This window comes from Pseudomonas sp. (assembly GCF_017744435.1).
Classification (GTDB): domain Bacteria; phylum Pseudomonadota; class Gammaproteobacteria; order Pseudomonadales; family Pseudomonadaceae; genus Aquipseudomonas.
Genome location: NZ_JAGIBG010000017.1, coordinates 55,959 through 72,551, shown reverse-complemented (window position 1 = coordinate 72,551; position 16,593 = coordinate 55,959). Strand labels below are relative to the sequence as shown.

Annotated in this window: 12 protein-coding genes; 7 read left to right on the top strand and 5 right to left on the bottom strand. The window is 62.9% G+C overall.

Features of this window, described 5'->3' with window-relative positions; translation table 11 throughout:
• Positions 1 to 86: 86 nt before the first annotated feature.
• Positions 87 to 2,960, top strand: a complete 2,874-nt coding sequence (gcvP, locus tag J7573_RS13910; protein WP_294335656.1) for an aminomethyl-transferring glycine dehydrogenase — start codon at positions 87 to 89, stop codon at positions 2,958 to 2,960.
• A 117-nt stretch (positions 2,961 to 3,077) separates the two neighbouring features.
• Here the strand turns inward: gcvP and J7573_RS13905 are convergent, their stop codons facing one another.
• The 3 genes from J7573_RS13905 to J7573_RS13895 form a co-directional block, all read right to left on the bottom strand.
• Positions 3,078 to 3,392 carry a DUF2388 domain-containing protein gene (locus tag J7573_RS13905; RefSeq protein ID WP_294335654.1) on the bottom strand — a complete coding sequence of 105 codons (315 nt, stop codon included), beginning with the start codon at positions 3,390 to 3,392 and terminating at the stop codon, positions 3,078 to 3,080.
• 89 nt (positions 3,393 to 3,481) lie between these two features.
• Positions 3,482 to 5,158, bottom strand: a complete 1,677-nt coding sequence (locus J7573_RS13900) for a GspE/PulE family protein (RefSeq protein ID WP_294335652.1) — start codon at positions 5,156 to 5,158, stop codon at positions 3,482 to 3,484.
• A gap of 99 nt (positions 5,159 to 5,257) precedes the next feature.
• Positions 5,258 to 5,575, bottom strand: a complete 318-nt coding sequence (locus J7573_RS13895) for a hypothetical protein (RefSeq protein WP_294335650.1) — start codon at positions 5,573 to 5,575, stop codon at positions 5,258 to 5,260.
• A 125-nt stretch (positions 5,576 to 5,700) separates the two neighbouring features.
• Between J7573_RS13895 and J7573_RS13890 the strand changes: the two genes are divergently transcribed.
• Complete coding sequence (locus tag J7573_RS13890) at positions 5,701 to 6,171, top strand: Lrp/AsnC family transcriptional regulator (protein WP_294335649.1); 471 nt, start codon at positions 5,701 to 5,703, stop codon at positions 6,169 to 6,171.
• Between the two features lie 117 nt (positions 6,172 to 6,288).
• On the opposite strand, the gene J7573_RS13885 is transcribed toward J7573_RS13890, so the two are convergent.
• Positions 6,289 to 7,656, bottom strand: a complete 1,368-nt coding sequence (locus tag J7573_RS13885) for a CYTH domain-containing protein (protein WP_294335647.1) — start codon at positions 7,654 to 7,656, stop codon at positions 6,289 to 6,291.
• A 115-nt stretch (positions 7,657 to 7,771) separates the two neighbouring features.
• On the opposite strand from J7573_RS13885, the gene argE reads away from it, so the two are divergent.
• Both argE and argA read left to right on the top strand, forming a co-directional pair.
• Positions 7,772 to 8,914 (top strand): acetylornithine deacetylase, encoded by a 1,143-nt coding sequence (gene argE / locus J7573_RS13880; RefSeq protein ID WP_294335645.1) that lies wholly within the window; start codon positions 7,772 to 7,774, stop codon positions 8,912 to 8,914.
• 125 nt (positions 8,915 to 9,039) lie between these two features.
• On the top strand, positions 9,040 to 10,338 hold the full coding sequence (argA, locus tag J7573_RS13875; protein WP_110632713.1) for an amino-acid N-acetyltransferase: 1,299 nt from the start codon (positions 9,040 to 9,042) through the stop codon (positions 10,336 to 10,338).
• A gap of 150 nt (positions 10,339 to 10,488) precedes the next feature.
• Here the strand turns inward: argA and J7573_RS13870 are convergent, their stop codons facing one another.
• Positions 10,489 to 11,865: a glutamine synthetase family protein gene (locus J7573_RS13870; RefSeq protein WP_294335643.1), complete on the bottom strand. Its 1,377-nt coding sequence runs from the start codon at positions 11,863 to 11,865 to the stop codon at positions 10,489 to 10,491.
• Positions 11,866 to 12,439: 574 nt separating this feature from the next.
• On the opposite strand from J7573_RS13870, the gene J7573_RS13865 reads away from it, so the two are divergent.
• From J7573_RS13865 to J7573_RS13855, 3 genes are all read left to right on the top strand, one after another.
• The gene (locus tag J7573_RS13865) at positions 12,440 to 13,798 is read left to right on the top strand and encodes a glutamine synthetase family protein (RefSeq protein WP_159412555.1); all 1,359 of its coding nucleotides are present in this window, start codon (positions 12,440 to 12,442) and stop codon (positions 13,796 to 13,798) included.
• A 46-nt stretch (positions 13,799 to 13,844) separates the two neighbouring features.
• Positions 13,845 to 15,206, top strand: a complete 1,362-nt coding sequence (locus tag J7573_RS13860) for an aspartate aminotransferase family protein (RefSeq protein WP_294335639.1) — start codon at positions 13,845 to 13,847, stop codon at positions 15,204 to 15,206.
• Positions 15,207 to 15,375: 169 nt separating this feature from the next.
• On the top strand, positions 15,376 to 16,473 hold the full coding sequence (locus J7573_RS13855; RefSeq protein WP_294335638.1) for a polyamine ABC transporter substrate-binding protein: 1,098 nt from the start codon (positions 15,376 to 15,378) through the stop codon (positions 16,471 to 16,473).
• The last annotated feature ends 120 nt before the right edge of the window (positions 16,474 to 16,593 follow it).

The window sequence follows — 16,593 nt, the reverse complement described above, 5'->3', positions numbered from 1 at the left end:
CCGAAACAAGTTTTCCCGCACCATCGCCGATCCCTTCCTAGACTTATAAGTCTCCATGAGACCTGGTCTAGGAAGAGAGCGTCGACATGTCCCAGTCGCCATCCCTGCATCAACTGCAAGAGCTCAACCCTTTCCTGCGCCGCCACCTGGGGCCCGATGCCTCGGAGCAGCAGGCGATGCTCAGCACCCTCGGCCTCAACAGCCGCAGCGAGCTGATCGAGCAGACCGTGCCGCCAGGCATCCGCTTCAACCGCGCCCTCGACTTGCCGCCGGCCTTGGATGAACAGGCTGCGTTGGCCAAGCTCGCCGGCTACGCCGAGCAGAACCAGGTGTGGACCAGCCTCATCGGCATGGGCTACCACGGCACCGTCACGCCCACCGTCATCCTGCGCAACGTGCTGGAAAACCCCGGCTGGTACACCGCCTACACGCCCTATCAGCCGGAAATCGCCCAAGGCCGTCTGGAGGCGCTGCTCAACTTCCAGCAGATGGTCATCGACCTCACCGGGCTGGCCCTGGCCAATGCGTCGTTGCTCGATGAAGCCACGGCCGCTGCCGAAGCCATGGCCCTGGCCAAGCGAATGGCGCGCAACAAGAGCAACGCCTTCTTTGCCGACGAGCATTGCCACCCACAGACCTTGTCGGTACTGAAAACCCGCGCGGAGGGCTTCGGTTTCCAGCTGATCATCGACACTGTGGATAACCTTGCCAAACACCAGGTATTCGGTGCCCTGCTGCAATACCCGGACACCCACGGCGAAGTGCGTGACCTGCGGCCATTGATTGACCAGCTGCACAGCCAGCAGGCCGTGGCCTGTGTGGCCGCCGACCTGCTCAGCCTGGTGATGCTGACACCACCCGGTGAGCTCGGAGCCGATGTAGTGCTGGGTTCGACCCAGCGCTTTGGTGTACCGATGGGCTACGGTGGCCCGCACGCGGCCTACTTCGCTTGCCGTGACGACTACAAGCGGGCGATGCCCGGGCGCATCATTGGCGTGTCCCGCGATGCCCGTGGCAACACGGCGCTGCGCATGGCCCTGCAGACGCGTGAGCAGCATATCCGCCGCGAAAAGGCCAACTCCAACATCTGCACCGCCCAGGTGCTGCTGGCCAACATCGCCAGTTTCTATGCGGTGTATCACGGCCCGGAAGGCCTGCAGCGCATCGCCCAGCGGGTGCATCGGCTGACCTTCGTGCTGGCGGCAGGCCTTGAGGCCAAAGGCATCAAGCGCCTCAACCAGCACTTTTTCGACACCTTGACCCTGGACGTCGGCGGCGCTCAGGCGGCGATCATCGAAAGTGCCGAGGCCGCCCGCATCAACCTGCGCATTCTGGGGCGCGGCCATCTGGGCGTGAGCCTGGACGAAACCTGTAACGAAGCCACCGTGCTGCGGCTGTTCGACATTTTCCTGGGCGTCGATCACGGCCTGGATATCGCCACGCTCGACCAGCACGCGCTGCCCGAAGGCATCCCCGCTGCGCTGGTGCGCCGCACGCCGTTCCTCAGCCACCCGGTGTTCAACCTGCACCACAGCGAAACCGAGATGCTGCGCTACCTCAAGCAGCTGGAAAACAAGGACCTGGCGCTGAACCAGTCGATGATCCCGCTCGGCTCCTGCACCATGAAGCTCAATGCCACCAGCGAGATGATCCCCATCACCTGGCCTGCTTTCGCCCAGCTTCACCCCTTTGCGCCCGCCGCACAGGCCACGGGCTACAGGGCGATGATCGACGAGCTGGAAAGCTGGTTGTGCGCCATTACCGGCTTCGACGCCATCTGCATGCAACCCAACTCCGGCGCCCAGGGTGAATACGCCGGGCTCATGGCCATTACCCGTTATCACCGCAGCCGTCATGAGCCTCAGCGCACGCTGTGCCTGATCCCGTCATCGGCCCATGGCACCAACCCGGCTTCGGCGCAGATGGCGGGCATGGAGGTGGTGATCGTCGATTGCGACGAGGCTGGCAACGTCGACCTCGAAGACCTCAAGGCCAAGGCCCATGCCGCCGGGGCCAGGCTGTCGTGCCTGATGGTCACCTATCCCTCGACCCATGGTGTGTACGAAGAGGGCATCCGCGAGATTTGCGAGGTGGTCCACCAGCACGGTGGCCAGGTGTACATGGACGGCGCCAACCTCAACGCCCAGGTCGGCCTGGCGCGACCGGCTGATATCGGTGCCGACGTTTCGCACATGAACCTGCACAAGACGTTCTGCATTCCCCACGGTGGTGGCGGCCCAGGCATGGGGCCGATTGGCATCCGTGCGCATCTGAAGCCGTTTGTCGCCAGCCATCCGGTGGTGCCGGTGCCGGGGCTGGACCCGAACAACAGCGCGGTCAGCGCCGCGCCCTGGGGCAGTGCGAGCATCCTGCCGATCAGCTGGATGTACATCGCCATGATGGGCCCACAGCTTGCTGATGCCAGCGAAGTGGCGATCCTCTCGGCCAACTACCTGGCCAGCCAGCTCGGCGGCGCGTTCCCGGTGCTGTACCGCGGGCGCAACCAGCGCGTGGCCCATGAGTGCATCCTCGACCTGCGGCCACTCAAGGCACAGACCGGCATCACCGAGGAGGACGTCGCCAAGCGCCTGATGGACTATGGCTTCCACGCCCCGACCATGTCATTCCCGGTGCCGGGGACCTTGATGGTCGAGCCCACCGAAAGCGAGTCGAAGGCCGAGCTGGACCGCTTCGTCGAAGCGATGCTGGCGATTCGGGCAGAGATTGCCGAGGTGCAGGAGGGTAACTGGCCGGCGGAAGACAACCCGCTCAAGCATGCACCGCATACCCTGGCCGATGTGCTGGCGCCGTGGAGCCGGCCTTACAGCCTGGAGCAGGCGGTTGCGCCCAGTGCTCACGTGCGCCAGCACAAGTACTGGCCAGCGGTGAATCGGGTCGACAACGTGTATGGGGACAGGAATCTGTTCTGTGCTTGCGTGCCGGTGGAGGCTTACCGGTAAGGCTGAAGATAAGTGCTGGGTTCTTCGCGGGACAAGCCCGCTCCTACAGGTTATTCACAAGCCCTCAGGCAGTGTTTTCCTGTAGGAGCGGGCTTGCCCGCGAAGCAGGCGACGCGGTTATTCGGCTACCGCGTTCTTGGCCAGAATGGCGTTGGCCAGATCCATGTCCGAGGCTTGCAAACCTGGGTTCTCGGCGCGCACCTGTTGCAGCGCCTGCTCCAGGAACGGCCCGCGAATCGCACCTTCACTGGCGACGAAGCTGCCGGCGTCATCCTGTGCCGCGAGTACCAGCTTGTGGTCGTGCGAAGTGATGTAGCTCGACGCCGTGGTCGCGCCGGAAGTCATTACGTTACGCCAGAAGGTATCGGCCATGGCAGAGCCAACAGGCAGCGAAAGCAGGGCAGCAGCTGCGATGGCGGTTTTGAGACGCATGATGAAACACCTCGAAGGGTGAGGGTTGGGGATGGTCGGTTTGATCCAGCAAAATGGGCGCAAGTTCCTTGAATACAAGGGTTTTTTGCTCAGGAACAGACCCGCAGCACCTCCTCGGAACGGGTCAGCCCACGGGCCACTTTCGCCTCCCCACAGCGGCGCAGATCCTGTAACCCTTCAGCTAGAGCCTGCCGTTGCAGTGCGGCCAGATCGGTGCTGGCGCCTATCCGTGCACGCAGGCTGTCGCTCGGGATCAGCAGTTCGAACAAGCCCGTACGGCCACGGTAGCCGGTGCCCCGACAAACCTGGCAAGGATTGCTCGATGGGCGACCCCGGCATGCCTGGCAGAGCAAGCGCACCAGGCGCTGGGCCATGACCCCGCCCAGGGTCGCCCGGATCAGGTAATCGGCCACCCCCAGCTCAAGCAGGCGGGTAATGGCGCTACAGGTGTCATTGGTGTGCAGGGTCGAGAGTACCAGGTGCCCGGTGAGCGCAGCCTGAACCGCCACCAGTGCGGTCTCGCGGTCGCGGATTTCACCGATCATGATGATGTCCGGGTCCTGGCGCAGCAGGGTGCGCACGCCATCGGCAAAACCCAGGCCCAGGGCTGGCTGCACCTGCATCTGGTTGAACGCCGGTTCCAGCCGCTCGATCGGGTCTTCGATGGTGCACAGGTTGACCTGCGGCGTGGCCAGCTGCTTGAGGCTGGCGTAGAGCGTGCTGGTCTTGCCGGACCCGGTAGGCCCGGTGACCAGCAGGATACCCTGGCGGCGCTGCAGCAGCGTTTGCCACTGGGCCAGTGGCTCGCCCTCCAGGCCCAATTGGTCGAAGTCCTCCTGCAGCTGGCGCGGGTCGAACAAGCGCAACACCAGTTTTTCACCAAAGGGCGTCGGCAGCGTCGAAAGGCGCAGCTCGACCTCGCTACCGCCTGGCAGGCTGCTCTTCACCCGGCCGTCCTGCGGGCGGCGCTTTTCCGCTACATCCATGCGGCCCAGGTGTTTCAGGCGGCTGACCACGGCCAGGGTGACGCTGGCCGGGAAGGCGTAGACCGTGTGCAGCAGGCCATCGATGCGGTAGCGCAGGTGGCCTTGATCGCGGCGTGGCTCCAGATGGATGTCGCTGGCACGTTGCTCGATGGCGTACTGCAGCAGCCAGTCGACGATATGCACGATGTGCGCGTCGTCGGCCGTGGCCTCTGCCTGCCGCTTGCCGAGCTCAAGCAAGTGCTCGAGCTCGCCCAGGCTGGTCGCTTGTTGGTGCTGCGCACCTTGTACCGAGTGGGCCAGGCGAAACAGCGACTGGCCCAGTTGGCGAATCTGCAGCGGGCTGGCCAGCACGCGGCGAATCGGTTTGCCCAGGCTGCGCGCCAGGTCAGCCTGCCAAAGCTGTTGATAGGGTTCGGCACTGGCCACGGTGATGGCGTTGGCGTCGTTGGCAATGATCAGGATGCCGTGGCGTTGCGCGAAGGCGGGGGAGATCAGGCCATTGACCTGGGCCAGGTCGAGTTGCATGGGGTCAATGCGCAAGTAAGGCTGGCCGACCTTTTGCGCCAGCCATTGGCAGAGGGTGTCCAGATTCAGCCGCTGACCGGGCTGGCAGCGATCCTCCAGGTCCAGCGCCGCGATGGCTTCAAGCGGGTGGTGAGCACTGTACCGGGACGCTTGCTCGCGGACTTGGCATGAGTCGGTGGCGGTCAGGTGCTGGTCGGCCTGCAAGGCGTCCAGCAGGCTTTTGAGATCGAGGGATTGCTCGTTGGGAGTGAACATCGGCGGCGTCCGTGCCTTGGGGGAGTCCTGGGTCAAGGCTAGCCGGGCAAGGAGGCGCGAGGTTCGGGAAAGGGTTTCGGGATTTTGCGCCGCCGGGTTTCAGACTGCCGCGAGCTCCAGGCGCGCCAGGTTTTCCAGGCTCACCTCCCCGACACACACCAGGTTGCGCAGTTTTTGCGCAATCACTTCAGCCCGGTGCCAGCTCAACCCGCCGATGCCGACCTCGATGTCGAGCCAGTCGTCCTGCTGGCTGACCTGCACGCTGTGCGGCGTGAGGAACTGCAAGGCAAACAGGTTGAGCACCCGGCACAGGGTATCCGGCTCGGCTTCGGCCTGCAGGCGATAGCGTACGGTGCTGTGGCTGGCGTTGGCGGCCCAGGCATCGCTGCGGGGCAGGGGGCGTTCGAGTGCGTTCATGCTGGATCTCCGAATGTGGGAGAAATTCTTGCACGTCGAAGCCGGTATTTTTTCGCTATGATTCCATCGAATTGCGGGTGTTAAAGATTAAATAATTCGCATAAGCATATTTAGGAGAATTATTCATGCAAGGCGAACTGGATGCCTACGACCGGCGCATTCTCGAGCTTCTGCAAGAGGACGCATCGCTGTCCAGTGCGCAGATCGCCGAGCGTGTGGGGCTGTCGCAATCACCCTGCTGGCGCAGGATTCAGCGGTTGAAAGAGGAGGGGGTGATCCGTGGGCAGGTGACCCTGCTGGATCGCAAGAAGGTCGGCTTGAATACGCAGATCTTCGCCGAGGTGAAGCTCAATGCCCATGGCCGCTCCAACTTCACCGAATTCACCGAGGCGATCCGCGGCTTTCCGGAAGTGCTGGAGTGCTATGTGCTGATGGGGGCTGTGGACTTTTTGCTGCGCATCGTCACCTCGGATATCGAGGCTTATGAGCGCTTCTTCTTCGAAAAGCTATCGAACGTGCCCGGGATCCAGGAAGTGAACTCGATCGTGGCGCTTTCGGAGATCAAGTCCACCACCAGCCTGCCGCTGGCGAGGTGAGGCTATTCGCGGGCAAGCCCGCTCCCACAGGGACTGCGCAGGCCTCAGGCTTTGCGCGATCCCTGTGGGAGCGGCGGTGCGGCGATCCGATTTACCCGCGAAGAAAGCGACTCGGTATCAGGCCTTGAGCAGGTGCTTCCAGCCGCGGCTCTGGTCAACCGCCCGGGCCTGCTCGATCCGCGCTTCCAGCACTTCATCGCTGATCGGCAGTTCCGCCAGCTCATGCAGCTTCTTCAGGTCGCCGTACAGGCGGTCCATCTGCGGTGCTTCGAGCACCTGGCGGGCGTGGTGCAGCCAGGCCAGCAGCTGTTCGATACGCGGCAGCTGTTCGGCCAGGTCTTCCGGACGCTGGGTGTACAGCGGCAGCTTCAGCGAGCGGCCTTCTTCGCCCAGCAGGTGCGCCAGCCAGCTGGCCAGCTGCGCCTTGCCCTGGCGCTCGCCACGGCCCTTGCGCTCCACGGTCCAGGCACGGGCCAGCAGCCAGCGCGAGGTTTCCAGGGAGAACTGGCCCCAGCGTACGTCTTCAAGCTCTTCGATGAACTGCTCGGGCGCGGCACGGCGGATGTCTTCGTCGTCGTTGCCGGCCTGCACCAGCGGGCGCCAGTCTTCCAGCAGCGCGTCGAGGCTGGCGCGCAGCTCGCGAGTGGTCGCGCGTGGTGCGGCCTGGCCCAGGCTGGCAACCAGTGCACGCAGTTCGGCCAGGCACTGTACCCAGTCTTGCAGCAGGCGCCAGTGGCCATTGTGGCGGTACTGCTCGGCCAGGCGCTGGCTGCTGCCCAGCAGCTGCCAGGCGAGCGCGGTGAACGCGTCGTCCACGGCCATTTCGGCGTCCAGTTCGGTGGAAGGCAGGCCCAGCTCGTAGCTGTCCGGCTCCAGCAGGCGGTAGCCACGCTCGGCCTTGCTGATATCGCACGGCATCAGTGGCAGGCTCGCGGCCAGCTCGGCGGCCAGTTCCAGCAGCGCTTCAGGTGCGCCTTCGCGCAGTTCCAGTTCCAGCTCGCTGATCTCTTCCTTGCGCTTGCCAGCGATCACGAAGCCCTGGTCCAGCGCGGCCTCGATCACCACCTTGCTCTTGCCGCGGCCCCAGCTGATCTCGGCATATTCGCGGGTGAAATCGGTGGTGAACAGCGGCTTGATGGTTTTCTTGTCCAGTTCGGCCAGCTGCTCGGGCCAGCAAGTGGCGTCGAGCTTTTTCAGGTCGAGCTTGACCTTGTCCAGGTGCCATTCGTACTCGTTGCGCTCGGACAGCCCGGCGACGCTCTGGCCGCGGCACTTCAGGGTCTGGATGATTTCTTCGCCATCACGGCGCAGGCGCAGGGCGACACGGGCGGTGGAGAGGTCGCGCTCGGGGGTGTCGAAATACTGGTTGAGCAGCTCGCGAGTCTGCCAGCCGGACTTGTTGCGCTTTTTCAGCAGGGGGTGCTCGCGCAGGGCGGCCAGGGTCTCGCGGCTGGCGCGGAGCTTGAGTTCGGTTTCTTTGTGCATCACAGGCTCGAAGGAGGGGCGTCGTTGCAGGGCAGTCTACAGGAGTCGGCCGGCAACGGTTTATTCCAGACGGCGGATAGTCCTATGATGGGCAACGCTTCCGAGGAGTACGCGCATGCCGTTGCCGACGCTGAAAGACCAGTTTGCCGCCTTGATCGCCGCGCCCTCGGTCAGCTGCACCCAGCCTGCACTGGACCAGTCCAACCGCCAGGTCATCGACCTGCTGGCCGGCTGGCTGGGCGATCTGGGCTTCAGCTGTGACATCCAGCAGGTCAGCCTCGGCAAGTTCAACCTGCTGGCCAGCCGTGGTAGCGGCCCTGGCGGCCTGGTGCTGGCGGGTCATAGCGACACCGTGCCGTACGACGAACAGCTGTGGTCCAGCGACCCGCTCAAGCTGACCGAGGCCGATGGCCGCTGGGTCGGCCTGGGCAGCTGCGACATGAAAGGCTTTTTCGCCTTGATCATCGAAGCGGTGATCCCGCTGCTGGAGCACGATTTCAAGCAACCGCTGCTGATCCTCGCCACCTGCGATGAAGAAAGCTCCATGTCCGGCGCCCGCGCCCTGGCCGCTGCCGGCCAGCCGCTCGGCCGCGCGGCGGTGATCGGCGAGCCTACGGGCTTGCGACCGATCCGCATGCACAAGGGCATCCTCATGGACCGCATCGATATCCTCGGGCGCAGCGGCCATTCGTCCGACCCGAGCCTGGGCCGCAGCGCGATGGAGGCCATGCACGAGGTGATGGGCGAGCTGATGGGCCTGCGCCGGCAGTGGCAGGCACACTTCAGCAACCCGCAGTTCACCGTGCCTACGCCCACCATGAACTTCGGCTGCATCCATGGCGGTGACAACCCCAACCGCATCTGCGGCCAGTGCGCCCTGGAGTTCGACCTGCGCCCGCTGCCAGGCATGGATGTCGAACAGCTGCGCGCCACCATTCGCGGCAAGCTGCAGCCGGTGGCCGAGCGCCATGAGGTACGCATCGACTACGCGCCTCTGTTCCCTGAGGTGCCACCGTTCGAGCAGGCCGCCGATGCCGAGCTGGTGCAAGTGGCCGAGCGCCTCACCGGCCATCGGGCCGAAGCGGTGGCGTTCGGTACCGAAGCGCCTTATCTTCAGCAGCTCGGTTGCCAGACCATCGTGCTGGGCCCCGGCGACATCGCCTGCGCCCACCAGCCTGGCGAATACCTTGAAATGTCACGAATCGAGCCTACCGTGCGTCTATTGCGTGACCTGATCCGGCACTATTGCCTGAATTAAACGTCCACCCTGCTGATTCGTTCTTGCCTAGAGGAGACCGCGCGTGACCGCAAGCCTGTTCCGACGATGATCCTGAACGCCGTGTGATTCACCGTTCTCCGTCCACTTTATCCACAGGCCCTGTCATGCCCGAATACGTCAACTGGCTACGTCATGCCTCCCCGTACATCAATGCCCATCGCGACTGCACCTTCGTGGTGATGCTCCCCGGTGACGGCGTTGAACACCCGAATTTCGGCAACATCGTTCACGACCTGGTGCTGCTGCACAGCCTGGGTGTGCGCCTGGTGCTGGTGCATGGCTCGCGCCCGCAGATCGAGAGCCGCCTGGCTGACCGCGGCCTGACCCCGCACTACCACCGGGGCATGCGCATTACCGATGCCGCCACCCTGGACTGCGTGATCGACGCCGTCGGCGCCCTGCGCCTGGCCATTGAGGCGCGCCTGTCGATGGACATCGCCGCTTCACCGATGCAGGGCTCGCGCCTGCGCGTGGCCTCCGGCAACCTGGTCACCGCACGGCCGATCGGCGTGCTTGAAGGGGTGGACTACCACCACACCGGCGAAGTGCGTCGGGTCGACCGCAAGGGCATCAGCCGCCTGCTCGACGAGCGCTCCATCGTGCTGCTGTCGCCGCTGGGCTACTCGCCCACTGGCGAAATCTTCAACCTGGCCTGCGAAGACGTCGCCACGCGTGCGGCCATCGAGCTGGGCGCCGACAAGCTGCTGCTGTTCGGAGCCGAGCCGGGCCTGCTGGATGAAAACGGCAAGCTGGTGCGTGAGCTGCGCCCGCAGCAGATTGCCCCGCACCTGGCGCGCCTGGGCAGCGATTATCAGGGCGAGCTGCTGGATGCCGCCGCCGAGGCCTGCAAAGGCGGCGTGGCACGTAGCCATATCGTCAGTTATGCCGAGGACGGTGCGCTGCTGACCGAGCTGTTCACTCGCGAAGGTGGCGGCACGCTGGTGTCGCAGGAGCAGTTCGAGGTGGTGCGCGAGGCGACCATCGACGATGTCGGTGGCTTGCTGGAGTTGATCAGCCCGCTGGAAGAACAGGGCATTCTGGTGCGTCGTTCGCGCGAGGTGCTGGAGCGTGAGATCGAGCAGTTCAGCGTGGTCGAGCGTGAGGGCATGATCATCGCCTGTGCGGCGCTGTATCCGATCGCCGATTCGCAGGCGGGTGAACTGGCGTGCCTGGCGGTGAACCCGGAGTACCGCCATGGCGGGCGCGGGGATGAGTTGCTTGAGCGCATCGAGGGGCGGGCGCGGCAGATGGGGTTGAATACCTTGTTCGTGCTGACCACGCGTACGGCGCACTGGTTCCGTGAACGCGGGTTTGCGCCTAGCGGCGTGGAGCGCCTGCCGGCTGCGAGGGCTTCGCTGTACAACTACCAGCGCAATTCGAAGATTTTCGAGAAATCGTTGTAAGCCTGTACCGGCCTCTTCGCGGGCGCGCCCGCTCCCACAGGATACTCACAATGCTTGAGCCTGTGATGTACCTGTGGGAGCGGGCAAGCCCGCGAAACAGGCGACGCGGTCCGGAATGAAAAACGCCGCCCTTGTGGGCGGCGTTTTTGCTTACACGGTATGCAGATACCAGTTGTACTCGAGGTCGGAGATCGAGTGCTCGAACTCCTCCAGCTCGCTCTCCTTGCACGCGACGAAGATGTCGATGTACTTCGGATCGATGTACTTGTTCAGGATCTCGCTGTCGTCCAGCTCGCGCAGGGCATCGCGCAGGTTGTTCGGCAGGCTCTGCTCCAGCTGCTCGTACGAGTTGCCTTCGATCGGCTCACCTGGCTCGACCTTGTTGGTCAGGCCATGGTGCACGCCTGCCAGTACGGCAGCCATCATCAGGTACGGGTTGGCGTCGGCACCGGCCACGCGGTGTTCGATGCGCACGGCGTCCGGCGAGCCGGTCGGCACGCGAAGGGCCACGGTGCGGTTGTCCAGGCCCCAGCTCGGTGCGTTCGGCACGTAGAACTGTGCACCGAAGCGGCGGTACGAGTTGACGTTCGGGCAGAGGAAAGCCATGGACGCGGGCAGGGTCTCGAGCACACCGCCGATCGCGTGACGCAGCGCGGCGTTCTGCTCGGGATCCTCGCTGGTGAAGATGTTGTTGCCATCTTTGTCCAGCACGGAAATGTGTACATGCAGGCCGTTGCCAGCCTGGCCCGGGTAGGGCTTGGCCATGAAAGTGGTGTCCATTTCATGGTCGTAGGCAATGTTCTTGATCAACCGCTTGAGCAGTACCGCGTAGTCACAGGCCTTGAGCGGGTCGGCGACGTGGTGCAGGTTGACTTCGAACTGCGCCGGGGCGCTTTCCTTGACGATGGCGTCGGCCGGGATGCCTTGCTCTTTCGCGCCTTCGAGGATGTCCTGCAGGCAGTCGGCATATTCGTCGAGGTCGTCGATCAGGTACACCTGGGTCGACTGTGGGCGCTTGCCCGAGATTGGCGAGCGTGGCGGCTGCGGGCGGCCGTTCACGTTCTCCTGGTCGATCAGGTAGAACTCCAGCTCGAACGCGGCGCAGATGGTCAGGCCCATTTCGGTGAACTTGCTCACCACCTGACGCAGCACTTCGCGCGGGTCGGCGAAGAACGGCTCGCCTTCGAGTTCGTGCATGGTCATCAGCAGCTGTGCGGTCGGGCGCTTCTGCCAGGGTTCGTTGGAGAGGGTGCCGGGGATCGGGTAGCAGATGCGGTCAGCATCGCCGATGTCCAGGCCCAGCCCGGTGCTTTCGACGGTGGAACCGTTGATGTCCAGGGCGAAGAGGGAGGCAGGCAGGTTGATGCCTTTCTCGTAAACCTTGTGGAGGCTGGTGCGCTCAATGCGCTTGCCACGCACCACACCATTCATATCTGCAATCAGAAGGTCAACGTAGAGAACCTCAGGATGTTCCTTAAGGAACGCGTTCGCTTCGTTAAGCTGAACGGCACGCGGGGGTACCGACATGATGCAACACCTTTGTTGTTAAAAATATCAATCAAGGGGGGCTTGCAGGACCAGTCAATCGAAAAGACAAACTGATGTCAAGCCAACCCCATGATGCCTCGAAATGGCACATCGACGGCAGATTTGCTGCATATCGGGGCGTGCCATTATCCGCTATTTCCCCCGCAAAGGGCTATCTCCGACACGCCGTGTTTTATTTTTTACGGAGGTGTTGTGTAAAAAATTTAACAAGGCTAAGCTCGGACTCAACCCAGAACACAATAATACGAGGGTCACATGGTCCGCTTGTCGCGACCTGAACGCGCTGCCTGCGCAGTGCAGTCGGGTATCCCTGCCGTTCCCGCACGCATCGGTCGAGCTGTGGCCTGCATGGCCGCAATAATTGACGCTTTGCGCCTCTGGACCACACCTCGTAACGCTTTTTCGTTGCTCTTCTCGTATTCCTGCCCTTTGATTCCACTACGGACACGCTTGTTTTCAGTGTATCCACAGTGCGCCTGCGCGTGGGTTTTTGCTTTAGCAATCTACTCCATCCAGAATCAGGGCGCGGACCACCTTACCTCCTGAGGTATTTATGAGTAACAACCTCGACCAGCTCACCGATTGGTTGAAAGAGCACAAGATCACCGAAGTCGAATGCCTGATCAGCGACCTGACCGGCATCACCCGCGGCAAGATCTCGCCGACCAACAAATTCATCGCCGAAAAAGGCATGCGCCTGCCCGAGAGCGTGCTGCTGCAGACCGTGACCGGCGACTATGTCGACGATGACATCTATTACGACCTGCTCGACCCGGCCGACATCGACATGATCTGCCGCCCCGACCAGGACGCCGTATTCCTGGTGCCGTGGGCCATCGAGCCGACCGCTCAGGTGATCCACGACACCTACGACAAGAAGGGCAACCCGGTCGAACTGTCGCCGCGCAACGTGCTGAAGAAAGTCCTCAAGCTCTACGCCGACAAGGGCTGGCAGCCGATCGTCGCGCCAGAGATGGAGTTCTACCTGACCAAGCGCAGCGAAGACCCGGACTTCCCGCTGCAGCCGCCGGTGGGTCGCTCTGGCCGCCCGGAAACCGGCCGCCAGTCGTTCTCGATCGAAGCCGCCAACGAATTCGACCCGTTGTTCGAAGACGTCTACGACTGGTGCGAACTGCAGCGCCTGGACCTCGACACGCTGATCCACGAAGACGGCACGGCGCAGATGGAAATCAACTTCCGTCATGGCGACGCCCTGCACCTGGCCGACCAGATCCTGGTGTTCAAGCGCACCATGCGCGAGGCCGCGCTCAAGCACAACGTGGCTGCCACCTTCATGGCCAAGCCGATGACCGGCGAGCCGGGCAGCGCCATGCACCTGCACCAGAGCGTGGTCGACGTGGCCACCGGCAAGAACATCTTCAGTAATGAAGACGGCAGCATGAGCGAGCTGTTCCTGCACCACATCGGTGGCCTGCAGAAGTTCATCCCCGAAGCGCTGCCGCTGTTCGCCCCCAACGTCAACTCGTTCCGCCGCTTCCTGCCCGACACCTCGGCGCCAGTGAACGTCGAGTGGGGCGAGGAGAACCGCACCGTTGGCCTGCGTGTACCGGATGCCGGCCCGCAGAACCGTCGCGTCGAGAACCGCCTGCCGGGTGCCGATGCCAACCCTTACCTGGCCATCGCCGCCAGCCTGCTGTGCGGCTATATCGGCATGGTCGAGGGCATTGACGCCAGCGCGCCGGTCCAGGGCCGTGGCTACGAACGCCGCAACCTGCGCCTGCCGCTGACCATCGAGGACGCCCTCGAGCGCATGGAAAACAGCCGTGCACTGGTGCAATACCTGGGCAAGAAGTTCATCACCGGCTATGTCGCGACCAAACGCGCAGAGCACGAGAACTTCAAGCGCGTCATCAGCTCGTGGGAGCGTGAATTCCTGCTATTCGCTGTCTGATCAACCCTGAGGCCGCCGGTGCGGCCGCCGGAAAATGGAGAGGCACATGAGCGTCAACAACCCGCAAACCCGTGAATGGCAGAACCTGAGCGGCGAGCACCACCTTGCACCCTTCTCTGACTACAAGCAGTTGAAGGAGAAGGGGCCGCGCATCATCACCAAGGCGCAGGGTGTGCATTTGTGGGACAGCGAGGGGAACAAGATCCTCGACGGCATGGCCGGCCTGTGGTGCGTGGCGGTCGGCTATGGCCGTGAAGAACTGGTGCAGGCGGCAGAAAAGCAGATGCGCGAGCTGCCGTACTACAACCTGTTCTTCCAGACCGCTCACCCGCCAGCCCTGGAGTTGGCCAAGGCGATCACCGACGTGGCGCCGGAAGGCATGACCCATGTGTTCTTCACCGGCTCCGGCTCCGAAGGCAACGACACCGTGCTGCGCATGGTCCGCCACTACTGGGCGCTGAAGGGCAAGCCGCACAAGCAGACCATGATCGGCCGCATCAACGGCTACCACGGCTCCACCTTCGCCGGTGCGTGCCTGGGTGGCATGAGCGGCATGCACGAGCAGGGCGGCCTGCCGATCCCGGGCATCGTGCATATTCCGCAGCCGTACTGGTTCGGCGAAGGCGGTGACATGAGCTCGGACGAGTTCGGCGTCTGGGCTGCCGAGCAACTGGAGAAGAAGATTCTCGAAGTCGGCGAAGACAACGTCGCCGCGTTCATCGCCGAGCCGATCCAGGGCGCCGGTGGGGTGATCATTCCGCCGGAAACCTACTGGCCGAAGGTCAAGGAAATCCTGGCCAAGTACGACATCCTGTTCGTCGCCGACGAAGTGATCTGCGGTTTCGGCCGCACCGGCGAGTGGTTCGGCTCCGATTACTACGACCTCAAGCCCGACCTGATGACCATCGCCAAGGGCCTCACTTCCGGCTACATCCCCATGGGCGGTGTAATCGTGCGTGACAAGGTGGCCAAGGTGCTCAGCGAAGGCGGTGATTTCAACCACGGCTTCACCTATTCCGGCCACCCGGTGGCGGCAGCGGTGGGCCTGGAAAACCTGCGCATCCTGCGCGACGAGAAGATCGTCGAGAAGGCGCGTACGGAAGCGGCACCGTATTTGCAAAAGCGTTTGCGTGAGCTGCAGGACCACCCACTGGTTGGCGAGGTACGTGGCCTGGGCATGCTCGGTGCAATCGAGCTGGTCAAGGACAAGGCGACCCGCAGCCGTTACGAGGGCAAAGGTGTCGGCATGGTCTGCCGCAACTTCTGCTTCGAGAACGGCCTGATCATGCGTGCGGTCGGCGACACGATGATCATCGCGCCACCGCTGGTGATCAGCCATCAGGAGATCGACGAGTTGGTGGAAAAGGCGCGCAAATGCCTCGATTTGACGCTGGAAGCGATTCGATAATCATTTGCTAGGCTAGCGATGTGACATTAAGTCGTTACAAGGCCCTGCTTTCCTTGAAACAGAGCCTTGTAACTTGCCAGACTAGCGGTTGTTTCAGTCGCCGCGCGCTCTGCACCGTGGGTTCTGGCTGCTGGACAGTTGCTAACATAAAAATTCTGGAGCATTACGCATGAATAAAATGGGCAAAACGTTGCTGGCCGCCTCCCTGATGGGTGCCATGGCTACCGCTGTTCAGGCTGACGACACTGTGTTGAACGTCTACAACTGGTCTGACTACATCGCGCCGGACACCATCGCCAAGTTCGAGAAGCAGACCGGTATCAAGGTCAAGTACGACGTATTCGACAGCAACGAAACCCTGGAAGCCAAACTGCTGGCCGGCAAGTCGGGCTACGACATCGTCGTGCCGTCGAACAACTTCCTGGCCAAGCAGATCAAGGCTGGTGTCTACGAGGAGCTGGACCGCTCCAAGCTGCCTAACTGGAAGAACCTCGACAAGGACCTGCTCAAGGCCGTAGGCGACGCCAGCGACAAGGACAACAAGCACGCCTTCCCGTACATGTGGGGTTCGATCGGCATCGGCTACAACCCGGAGAAGGTCAAGGCCGCGCTGGGCGTGGACAAGATCGACTCGTGGGACGTGGTGTTCAAGCCTGAGAACATCGCCAAGCTCAAGAGCTGCGGCGTGAGCTTCCTGGATGCCCCGACCGAAATGCTCCCGGCCGCGCTGCACTACCTGGGCAAGCCGAGCAACAGCACCAGCAAGGAAGACCTGAAGGCCGCCGAGGACCTGTTCCTCAAGGTCCGTCCTTCGATCACCTACTTCCACTCGTCCAAGTACATTGGCGACCTGGCCAACGGCAACATCTGCGTGGCCGTCGGTTATTCGGGTGACGTCGAGCAGGCCAAGGCTCGCGCCCACGAAGCCGGCGACAAGGTCAAAGTGGACTACATCATTCCGAAAGAAGGCGCCGGTACCTTCTACGACATGGTCGCCATCCCTAAAGATGCCGAGCACAAGGAAGCTGCCTACAAGTTCATGGACTTCCTGATGCAGCCGGAAGTCATGGCTGAAATCACCAACGCCGTGCGTTTCCCGAACGGCAACGAGGCCGCTACGCCGCTGGTCGACAAGGCCATCACCAGCGACCCGAGCATCTATCCACCCGCTGACGTGAAGAAACAGCTGTATGCCATTGCTGCACCGGATGCCAAGGTTCAGCGTGACATCACCCGTAGCTGGACCAAGATCAAATCGGGCAAATAACCCGATGCGTGACCTCTGGGCCGGGGTTTTCCGGCCCAGAGCCAGTGAATGGCAATTGTTGATTGCGGCATCGAAGCTGCGCAGGTAAGTTGCGCGCCGGTTTTGTGTGCGCGGCAACGC

Excerpts from the sequence above, each read along its gene's own strand:
- J7573_RS13895 (WP_294335650.1), bottom strand. The coding sequence starts at position 5,575 with ATGAACGCACTCGAACGCCCCCTGCCCCGCAGCGATGCCTGGGCCGCC.
- J7573_RS13860 (WP_294335639.1), top strand. The coding sequence starts at position 13,845 with ATGAGCGTCAACAACCCGCAAACCCGTGAATGGCAGAACCTGAGCGGC.
- J7573_RS13900 (WP_294335652.1), bottom strand. The coding sequence starts at position 5,158 with ATGTTCACTCCCAACGAGCAATCCCTCGATCTCAAAAGCCTGCTGGAC.
- J7573_RS13890 (WP_294335649.1), top strand. The coding sequence starts at position 5,701 with ATGCAAGGCGAACTGGATGCCTACGACCGGCGCATTCTCGAGCTTCTG.
- J7573_RS13870 (WP_294335643.1), bottom strand. The coding sequence starts at position 11,865 with ATGTCGGTACCCCCGCGTGCCGTTCAGCTTAACGAAGCGAACGCGTTC.
- J7573_RS13855 (WP_294335638.1), top strand. The coding sequence starts at position 15,376 with ATGAATAAAATGGGCAAAACGTTGCTGGCCGCCTCCCTGATGGGTGCC.
- J7573_RS13905 (WP_294335654.1), bottom strand. The coding sequence starts at position 3,392 with ATGCGTCTCAAAACCGCCATCGCAGCTGCTGCCCTGCTTTCGCTGCCT.
- J7573_RS13885 (WP_294335647.1), bottom strand. The coding sequence starts at position 7,656 with ATGCACAAAGAAACCGAACTCAAGCTCCGCGCCAGCCGCGAGACCCTG.
- argE (WP_294335645.1), top strand. The coding sequence starts at position 7,772 with ATGCCGTTGCCGACGCTGAAAGACCAGTTTGCCGCCTTGATCGCCGCG.
- argA (WP_110632713.1), top strand. The coding sequence starts at position 9,040 with ATGCCCGAATACGTCAACTGGCTACGTCATGCCTCCCCGTACATCAAT.
- gcvP (WP_294335656.1), top strand. The coding sequence starts at position 87 with ATGTCCCAGTCGCCATCCCTGCATCAACTGCAAGAGCTCAACCCTTTC.
- J7573_RS13865 (WP_159412555.1), top strand. The coding sequence starts at position 12,440 with ATGAGTAACAACCTCGACCAGCTCACCGATTGGTTGAAAGAGCACAAG.